General features: G+C 48.6%; 8 protein-coding genes. 2 read left to right on the top strand and 6 right to left on the bottom strand.

All coding sequences use genetic code 11. The annotated features are described in order from the left end of the window. Nucleotide 1: 1 nt before the first annotated feature. From FW758_RS17655 to FW758_RS17680, 6 genes are all read right to left on the bottom strand, one after another. The gene (locus FW758_RS17655; protein WP_011848145.1) at nt 2-2854 is read right to left on the bottom strand and encodes a molybdopterin-dependent oxidoreductase; all 2853 of its coding nucleotides are present in this window, start codon (nt 2852-2854) and stop codon (nt 2-4) included. Between the two features lie 17 nt (nt 2855-2871). After that, nucleotides 2872-3069 (bottom strand): twin-arginine translocation signal domain-containing protein, encoded by a 198-nt coding sequence (locus FW758_RS17660; protein WP_006083564.1) that lies wholly within the window; start codon nt 3067-3069, stop codon nt 2872-2874. 174 nt (nt 3070-3243) lie between these two features. Then, a complete protein-coding gene (locus tag FW758_RS17665) occupies nt 3244-3921 on the bottom strand; it encodes a TorD/DmsD family molecular chaperone (RefSeq protein WP_012090496.1) in 678 nt (225 codons plus the stop codon). 10 nt (nt 3922-3931) lie between these two features. Continuing rightward, nucleotides 3932-5593, bottom strand: coding sequence for a 4Fe-4S binding protein (locus tag FW758_RS17670; RefSeq protein WP_446446080.1), 1662 nt, complete (start codon nt 5591-5593; stop codon nt 3932-3934). A 189-nt stretch (nt 5594-5782) separates the two neighbouring features. Next, entirely contained in the window at nt 5783-6451 is a 669-nt protein-coding gene (locus FW758_RS17675) for a DUF3306 domain-containing protein (protein ID WP_259483564.1), read from the bottom strand. Next, a complete protein-coding gene (locus tag FW758_RS17680; RefSeq protein ID WP_006083560.1) occupies nt 6451-6915 on the bottom strand; it encodes a DUF3305 domain-containing protein in 465 nt (154 codons plus the stop codon). The genes FW758_RS17675 and FW758_RS17680 overlap by 1 nt, the downstream gene beginning before the upstream one ends. Nucleotides 6916-7234: 319 nt before the next feature. Between FW758_RS17680 and FW758_RS17685 the strand changes: the two genes are divergently transcribed. Both FW758_RS17685 and FW758_RS17690 read left to right on the top strand, forming a co-directional pair. Next, nucleotides 7235-8107, top strand: a complete 873-nt coding sequence (locus tag FW758_RS17685; protein ID WP_081248409.1) for a formate dehydrogenase accessory sulfurtransferase FdhD — start codon at nt 7235-7237, stop codon at nt 8105-8107. A 69-nt stretch (nt 8108-8176) separates the two neighbouring features. Next, nucleotides 8177-9082: a helix-turn-helix transcriptional regulator gene (locus tag FW758_RS17690; protein ID WP_006083558.1), complete on the top strand. Its 906-nt coding sequence runs from the start codon at nt 8177-8179 to the stop codon at nt 9080-9082. Nucleotides 9083-10025 lie beyond the last annotated feature (943 nt).

A 10025-nucleotide genomic window follows, 5' to 3' on the forward strand; every position in this document is an offset into this window, starting at 1 on the left:
GTTAGGCTTTGCTGATCTGGCACAAGCTGGACTTAGTTTCTTGCATCTGAGTCACAACGTCGTAGCCATAAGTTAAAATGGTGTTTGCCGATTCGCCTATCACGTAAGGCACTGTGCCTTCAGGATAGTTTTTCGCGAGGCTTTCGCCTTCAAACACACCAGCAAAGTGGTATGGCATAAAACATTCACCGGCAATAACGCGCGGTGTCACCATAGCCTTAACCGTGATCTTGGCGCCTTCTGGGCCATGTACAAAGACATTGTCACCGTCACGCACGCCGCGATCCGCAGCATCCGCAGGGTTCATCTCGATGAACATTTCTTGTTGCAGCTCAGCAAGCCAAGGGTTAGAACGGGATTCTTCACCGCCGCCTTCGTATTCCACTAGACGACCAGAGGTCAGCGTCAGCGGGAAGCCTTGGGTAAAGTCCTTATCTTGGATTGACTTATACAAGGTCGGCAGACGCGCAACCATACGGTCTTCGTAGGTTGGGTACTTGGCGACTAAGTCACGACGAGGAGTGTAAAGTGGTTCGCGATGTTTCGGGATATCATCTGGGAAAGTCCAAACGATACAACGGGCTTTCGCATTACCATAGGGAATACAGCCATGCTTGATCGCAACACGTTGGATGCCACCAGAAATGTCAGTTTTCCAGTTTTTGCCTTCGGCGCGTTTTTTCTCTGCATCTGTGAGTTCATCCCACCAACCCAATTGCTTGAGCATGTCGGCGGAGAATTCAGGATAACCATCTTGAATTTCACTGCCTTTAGAGAAAGAACCTTCGGCAAGAATGTTGACGCCATCATGCTCGACACCGTAACGGGCACGGAAGTTACCGCCACCGTCTTTCACGTGTTTTGATTGATCGTACAGGATCTGGGTACCAGGATGTTTCATCTCTGGTGTACCCCAACATGGCCAAGGTAAACCGTAGACTTCACCCTTAGCAGGGCCGCCCGGTGCTGTTAGATTATTGACATCGAAAGTGCCCCAGTTTTCTTGGTGCATTTTCAAACGCTCAGGGCTTTGACCTGTATAACCTACAGTCCACATACCGGTATTGAATTCGCGGGTCACATCTTCAATCAAAGGCTCTTCGCCATTCACTTGAATGTGCTTACAGAATTCTTTTTCAACGCCCCATTTTTTAGCGAACTTATACATGATGATGTGATCGGGCAGAGACTCAAACAGTGGCTCGATGACTTTAGTACGCCATTGGAGCGAACGGTTTGAGGCCGATACTGAACCATAGGTTTCGAATTGCGTCGCCGCAGGCAATAGATACACACCGTCTTTACGTTGGTGCATAACACCTGCCATGGTTGGGAAAGGATCGACCACAACCACAGTATCCATCTTGTTCAATGCTTCACGCACTTCACGACCACGGGTTTCAGTGTTAACCGATTGTCCCCAGAAGAACGCCAGACGGATATTGTCTTTCTGCGCAATTTTGGTTTTATCTTCTAACACCCCATCGTGCCAGCGAGAGCAAGGAATACCGGCTGAGGTTTGTGGTGTTTGGCCTAGGTATTCACCTTGGTCGAAACGGCTGGCAATCCATTTAGGATCGAGATCCCATACATTGGACCAGTGAGCCCACGCGCCAGTCGTTAAGCCGTAGTAACCGGGTAAGTTGTCGAATAACAAACCAAAGTCAGTCGCGCCTTGCACGTTATCGTGACCACGGAAGATGTTAGTCCCGCCACCAGAAACACCCATGTTGCCAAGGGCTAACTGTAAAATACAGTATGAACGGGTGTTGGCATTACCGACGTGGTGCTGAGTACCGCCCATACACCAAACGATAGTGCCGGGTTTCGTTTCGGCCAGCATTTTAGCCACACGGTACATTTGCGCCTTAGGCACGCCTGCAACCAGTTCAACTTCTTCTGGGGTGTATTTTTTGGCTTCTTCACGGATACGCTCGATGCCATATACGCGTTGCTTGATAAACTCTTTATCTTCCCAGCCGTTTTCAAAAATGTGCCATAACAGGCCATAAATGAAGGGGATATCTGTACCTGGGCGGATATGCACGTACTCGTCAGATTTCGCTGCAGTACGGGTGAAACGTGGATCAACAACAATCACTTTCGCGCCGCGTTCTTTGGCGACCAGAATATGTTGCATTGCCACTGGGTGGGCTTCACTTGGGTTTGAACCCACAAACATGATGCACTTGGTGTGGCGGATATCGTTAATCGAGTTGGTTTGCGCACCGTAGCCCCAAGTGTTAGCAACACCGGCTACCGTGGTAGAGTGACAAATACGGGCTGAATGGTCGACGTTGTTCGTGCCCCACAGTGCCGCTAATTTACGATATAAATAAGCTTGTTCGTTCGAAAACTTGGCGCTACCCATAAAGTAAACGGAATCTGGACCTGACTCTTGACGAATCGCTGCCATCTTGTCGCCGACTTCATTAATCGCTTGATCCCAAGAGATCTTTTTCCACTTGCCGCCTTCTAACTTCATTGGGTATTTCAGGCGTTTTTCACCGTGGCCGTGCTCACGCAGTGCCGCACCTTTCGCGCAGTGTCCGCCTTGGTTAAAGGGATGGTCAAATGCCGGTTCTTGACCTGTCCACACGCCATTTTGTACTTCTGCATATACACCACAGCCGACGGCACAGTGAGAACAGATGGTACGTTTAACTTCGGTGGGAACATTGTGGCCTATGTCTTCTTGGGCTTGTGCTTTACGCATCATACCTGTGCCCAGCATGGACGCCGCAGCGATGCCACCTGTGGCAAGACCTGCCGATTTTAAGAACTGACGACGATTGAGACCCAGTGCTGGCGCTTTAGATTCGACAACCTGGTCTGTTTTGCGGGTTAATCGCATCACACACTCTCCTCTGGTTAGTTGTTCAACGACGCATAATAGTTACGGATATGGTCGGTTTCGCGGTAGTTCTCACTCTTAGGCTCTGTGGTTGCTGCCGTTTTTGTCGAAGCTAACGCCTGACTGCTCACGGTTACCACTGCGCCTGCCGCACTGCCGAGTGCCAATGCTTTGAGCAATTGACGACGGCCCATGTCGGAAGCTGGCTTCTTCATAGTGTCTCCTTGTGTTGCGGGATAAGGTGGCACAAGCGGCGACCACCTCGGTTATTGTGAAAGCCTAAGCTTTCGTTATTGTTGCTAAGGTGCGTGTGACTTCACCTTCGCTGTTTGAACTCATCTAGCATTGACATCTAGCGCGCACATGTCGCGCTATTATTAAGCTTAGTCTTAGTTCATTAATTCCACTGGTTTTGCTAAATCGCTGGTGGCCGGTTGTAGGTCGGCGCTGCCTGGGCAATTGACGGGAATATCTAAGCTCAATTGTTCAAAGGCACTGGCTTCCATTTCAAAGAAGGCTTTTGCCAGCTGGGCGACGGTCGCGTAAAACGCAGCGCTGGGTGCTTTAGCTAAGTTGTCGCAGAAGCGGCCAATCCAACTGCCGATATGGCGTTGGTAAAAAGCCAGTTGGCGATAGCTCGGCGCTTCTAGAATCAGGGTTCCCATCACTTCACACAGGGCGGCTACATGATCTTCGGGTTCTTTGACGTTGTCTTCGCGTTCAAATCCAAGTTGCATTAGGTCTTGGCGCAGTAATGCCAGCGGTTTGTCCATTAAGGAGCCCGTCATAAACCAGCTGCCATAGGGCAGGATTTCACCAGAGCCCACGCCGAGGAATAACGCAAAATACTCGTCTTCAAGCTGTTCATCGCTGAACTGCTGGGCGGCAAGTTGGAGTGATAACCAGGCTTTGGTCATCTCGTTGTCTTCATTGGCATCGATTTCAAGATTGGCCAAAAATTGCAGCAGTTCAGGGCTCGGCTGACGGCGCAATAGGGCGGCTAACAGTTGATAGATATCGGCTCTCAACTGATCGTTTTCTGAAACTTGTCTTACTGATTCGGTCATAGCGGATCTCTTATCGCAGTTGCTTTTCAGGATCTTGAAGAATGTCTTCAAACATGTCTTTTACCCGGCAGTCGCCACACATTTTCAAGCGCTCAATATTGGCAGAAAATGCGCTGTGCGCGCCGACCATATCCAGCATCCGATGCACCATAGATTGGGTCGCAAAAGGAGAGCCGCAGCGAATACATTCGAAGGGAGCTTCTTCTTTCAGGGTGTGTTGTTGCTGACGAGCAGCTTTATCAAAATTAATTTGTGGCGTTAGGCTTATCACTTTTTCAGGACAGGCCGCTTCACATAAGCCGCATTGCACGCAGTTTTGCTCAATAAAGTGTAGTGCAGGTTTGTCGCCGCCATCTTGCAATGCCACGGTTGGGCAAATTGCCACGCAGGACATACACATAGTGCACTTTTCGACATTCACGCTGACTTTGCCAAAGGGAATGTTGTTGAGGCTAAGGCAAGTATCGATTTCACCCGCTTGGCTATTGAGGTGATCTATCGCTTCAAATAGCGTGTTGCGTTTAGTGGTCGAGGCAAATGCAGCGGGCACGATCACGGGCCAATCTAAGCTGATATCGAGCATCGAATCTAAATCGGCAAGCATGCTTGGGTCGATGAGGCTGATACGTTGCGGCTGGCCCATCTCATCTAAAATACTGTTGGCTAACGAAAGCTCGCCTTTAAGCATTTGTGTAAGAGTTGGCGCCGTGGCGTCGGTATTGAGGATCAGCACTTGGCGTGCGCCCCATGCGAGTACCGACAGCCAATGATCTAAGCTAGCAACAGTAATTTCTTCTAGGGCGACGGGGATAATATCACCCGCTAGATCGTCGGTAATAAAGTCGGCGCCGACGGCATTATCGTGGAACAAAATCACCGGTGCGGTTTGGGCTTGCTCGCGGAAACGACTAACGACTTTGTTCAGATATGAATGTAAAGCCTGCGGCGTCGGTAAATCGTAACTGATGGCACCCGTTGGGCAAGCGCTGGTACAACTGCCCGCGCCGTGGCAAAGGTATGGGTCGATTTCAATTTTCTTCGCCACGCTACTAATCGCATCGGCTGGGCAAAAGTTGAGGCAACGATTACAACCGTTAATGCCATTGCGGTCATGGGCACAAATATCTGGGTTGATTTTGACGTAGCGAGGCTTGTCGAATTGGCCGACGAGATCGGGAATTTGCGCTAGGGCATCTTCGAGTTTCTCGGCGTCTTGACCGACATAGAAATAACCGGGTGGCAGCATCTCTAAGTTCAAACAAGCTGTGCTGCTCAAATCGAGCACGATATCGAAATGGGGTTTACGAATCGACACTAAACTGAGTTCGGCCGCGCCATCTTGATGTTCAACACTGACTTGGAATTGGCCTAAAAAGCCTTTTACGCCAATGAGTTTGTTGTAGTAACTTTCGACATCGGTTGCCGCCGCCATCACACGTTCGAGGTGCGCTTCGTCTTGGCTGGTAATGGCTTCATTGGCTAAAATCACACGATGGGCCATAGTGGACAATTTGTCCGTGGCAAGGCGAGCCAGATCTTCTGGGCCGATAATGAGGACATTGCCTTCGGTGGTGTAGCTGACGGTTGGCGGGATCAGATTCTGCAACATCTGAGTTTGCGCTAACACCTGTTGTCGCGCTTGTTTTAACGCTTCTTGGGTTTGATTGGTCATCAAATGAGTGCTCACATTGCGTTCCTGAACAGTACTTTGGCTGTTTCTTGTTTTACTGTATCTGGGCAGATTTAGGCGGCTGGTGATAAGTAAGTCATTGCCTTTTCTGCTTTTATCTAAGCTTTTTTATGTCTTAGTACAGCAATTCACATACCAAAGTTACGGACATTAAAATTAGCTAAACTGACGTTAAACAACTCGGGTTTGGGCCTGAGCCGAGGGCTCTGGTGCATTTTGGGGTAGGTCATCAGTCTCCCCATCCAAATTGTCCGCTATCGGCTCTGCTGCCAATTCGGTTTCGACTGCTTGAGTCGTGGTTTCGCTTACATCAAGACTAGCGGATGGATTAGTTTCTGCAGCTTGTTTGGCTAAGGCTGACTCTTCATCCGGCGTTTCGCTGTCTTTGGTGATGTAGCGGAAGACTTTTTGCGCTAATTCTGCTGAAACTTCGGCGCTGAGTTTGGGCTGATTACTGTAATCGAGCGCATATTCTAAAAGCCCATCTATCTCGTTGAAATGTGGTTGTTTCCACAGTGCTCGCAGCGCCGCAGATTTCGCCGCCGGATCGACATTCGCGCCCATAAAACTCGCAAAGCTGCCGCCAATTTCAATTTCGTCGGGATTGGGTAAATCCGCCGCCGTGAGCATGCGATTCGGATCGTCACATTCGGCATTATTGGACTCTGTTGCTGGCTCCGTCGGTTGAAGCGGCTCAACTGCCACAGTGGCTTCGGTCGCGATCGGCGCTTGAGGCGTGGCTTCTTCTTGAGTTTCTCGCGCTTGTTCAGCGGCAACTTGTTCGCGACGCTGGTTCCAGCGACTCAGTAACCCAGCCGTTTTTTGCGTGGATTCAGCCATTAGTCCCTCCGAAGTGGATCGTGACTCGGGCCTTGATTCTTACGGCCATCGACATGCTTACGGCGATGGGCGGCGATTTCGACTTCGCCATGCTGGGTGATAAAGGCTTCAATCCAACAAGCGATGGCTTCTGGCATCAATAGGTTGATAACAGGGGTATTGCCCTCAAGACAACCTGCGGCGACGTTTTGGTCTGCCGACAGTGCTGCGGGTATCCAAGTGCCATCGGCCGTTTCATCGCACACTAAATACAGCATAGCGTTATCTACATCGAGATTGAGGCGGTAGCTGGCGCGTTCGTCTTTGTGCAGTTCGAGGAGCACTAAGGTCGCGTCGTCAGGGGCTTGATGGGTGGCGGGAAGTAGGTGTTCAATTTCCCATTGTACTGAGGTCCAGCGGCCAACTTGTTTTTCTACTTTTTTAAGTGAAACGTACATGGGCCAAACATTCGTTGTATGTTGCATTGTCTCTCCGTCTCAGCCGTGTTGATGGACGAACCGTAGATCGAACGGATCGGTTTTACCAACAAATTGCGATAAAAGGTCACTGCAATATTGGTGCCAGTAAACATGGGGTATTAGTTTGAACTAGATCATCAAAAACCCCCTAAAAAGTGGACATTTTGTCCAATGCTAGGTTTTGTTTGGGACATAAAAGGGCTAATGAAAAATCAGCATTGCGGCAGATCACGCATTTAAACCCGAGTTTTATACCTAGGTATAAATATTGCTATGCTCAGGCCATGACTCGTTAAGCGGTAGCATTATGATTTCGGAAAACAGCATGGGCACAGATAAAGAAGTAGCGGCAGCTAACCCCACTCAAAAGCCTCATCATCAGTGTTCTTTTGTGAGAACCCAAGCGGAAGTACCGTTAACCATTGCTGTAAAAGCAGTGAATGAAGCTGGGGAAGTGCTGGATAAATTTGTCGCCTGCGAACGTCCACTTACCGTTTATTTAAACTGGCGTCCGATAGTGACGCTGATGACACTAGGGGCAAAACCTGAGTCTCTGGCGTTAGGTTATCTTAAGAACCAAGGCTTTATTTCGGATGTGAGCCTGCTGGACTCTGTCATCGTCGATTGGGATGTGAGTTCTGCGGCTGTGGTTACCCGTGAACAAACTGCCGATCTCGACGAGAAACTCTCCGAAAAAACCGTGACGTCAGGCTGTGGTCAAGGCACGGTTTATGGCAGTTTCATGCAGGATCTAGATAACATCAATTTACCTACACCGAGTTTGAAGCAAAGCACGCTGTATAGCTTATTGAAAAATATCAACGAATATAACGAAACCTATAAGAATGCTGGCGCTGTGCATGGCTGTGGTTTGTGCGAAGACGATAAGATTATGGCCTTCGTTGAAGATGTCGGCCGCCATAATGCCGTCGACACCTTGGCTGGGGATATGTGGCTGACGCAGGATCGTGGCGATAACAAAATATTCTATACCACAGGCCGCTTAACCTCTGAAATGGTGATTAAAGTCGCCAAGATGGGGATCCCCATTTTGCTATCACGTAGCGGCGTCACTCAGATGGGCTTAGCACTGGCGCAGCAGTTAGGCATTACTATTATCGCCCGCGCTAAAGGTCGACACTTTTTGGTGTATCACGGCAGTGAAAATCTGCAATTTGATGCCAATACCGCTCCTTAGCCCCAATTTAGCTAAGACAGTAATGCTAAGACTTGCATGCAGTAATAAAGAATAAGACAAGGAAACAAAATGACGTCTGCCAGTGAATTGGTTTACATGAGCGCGAAGCAAGTGGCCGAGTATTTAGATCTTAACGAGAAAAAAGTCTACGCCATGGCCAATGACAGAATTCTCCCCGCCACTAAAATCACCGGTAAATGGCTATTCCCGAAAGTGTTAATCGACCGTTGGGTGATGGATTCGTGCCACAGTGGCATGCTCACCGACCGTTTGTTGATCACCGGCAGTGACGATCCACTCTTATCTATGCTGGTGGCGCGCTTGATGGCACAAGTCGGTAGCCGTGAGTTGATAAGCTACAGCGCGACAGGTTCACGCTTAGGATTAGAGTTACTCGCTAAAGGTTATGCCGATGTGTGTACCTTGCACTGGGGCAGCATGGAGGATCGCAATATCCGTCATCCAGCCTTACTTAAAGGGTATAACAATCATCAACAATGGATCATGGTGCACGGTTACTCCCGTCAACAAGGGTTGATCATGCGTGCCGATATGCACCACAGATGCCAAGAGGAAGATAAAGTCGTGAACTTACCTTGGCGTTGGGTGAGTCGTCAGGGCGGCGCGGGTAGCCAGCAACATTTAGAACATTGGTTGTTAAAGCAAGGCGCTCGCTTAGATCAACTTAATGTCGTGCTGACGGCCTATAGTGAACGCGAGCTGGCAGGTTATATCGCCCGTGGTGATGCCGATATAGGTTTTGGCTGTCAATCTGTGGCATTGGAGAGTGGTTTGAGTTTCGTGCCACTGATTAAAGAGTCTTTCGATTTCGTTATGCCGCAAAGCATTTACTTCCGTCGTCAGCTTCAACAACTCTTTACTATGTTGGCGAGCGGCCACTCGAGGCAAATGGCGGCGCTACTGGGTGGCTATGATCTTACCGACTGCGGACAATTACTCTGGAGTGCGAGCTAATCCGCTCGCTCGGTAATGGGTCAAGCTAAATAGAGTCGAATGATCTCTGCCTTACTTATGACAGTTACTTACACTGCTACTTATATAGCTAGTTACCTAATAAGTATTAAAGAGATCTCTCCCTGTCCCTGAGTAAGTCATTTCAGCTTTACTATGGCGATGGGATGAAGGCGCGACTATGACTATATAGCTAAAGTATCTTTATCGCCGAATGTGTTAGCGCGTCATCTATATTGCTCCCCGTTATATTCCATTTATGGCTCTATATAAGAGTTGGGAGGAGATATTCCGGTTCGAGCAGTCGTTATCCTTATCTAAACCTAATAGATTTTATACTTTGAATCTTCGCCTTGATGCAGTACATCCTCAAAATATGAGGTAGAACTGCAAAGAAAACGCTATTTTGTGGATAACTTCGGGGGTAAGTTGTGGGTATCTTGTGGCTAGTTTAGGTAATCAGAATTAACTGCAAATTTCCTTAAAATAGGGGTTGCGCACTTTCTCAATCTCCCTATAATGCGCATCCACTGACACGGCAGACAGCGAAAGCAAGCTGACAAGTCAGGTTGAATTGAATGGCTTACTCTCTGTTGAGAATGGCACTTAATTCAATCGCAGCAAGAAGTTGAAAAAACTCCTTGACGCGAAACGGGAAATGCGTAGAATACGCAGCCCTAGCCACTTGGAAGCGTTCGGCGCTCAGTGTGGTACTCAAGTCATCTTACGGATATTGAGTTGCTCTTTAACAAGATAAAACAAGAAATCTGTGTGGACACTCACAGGTGTTGAGTTAATCGAAACTGCTTAACCTTAGGGTTGGCAGTCAAAAATTTAAATCAATGAACAAGAGTGTTCATAGCAATATGTACGGTTTGTTTGCCCTTTTTTATAAGCGGAAACAAAAAACAGAATTCATTGAGCCGCTGAAGTCGTAAGACGGAAG

This window comes from Shewanella sp. 1180_01 (assembly GCF_052850535.1).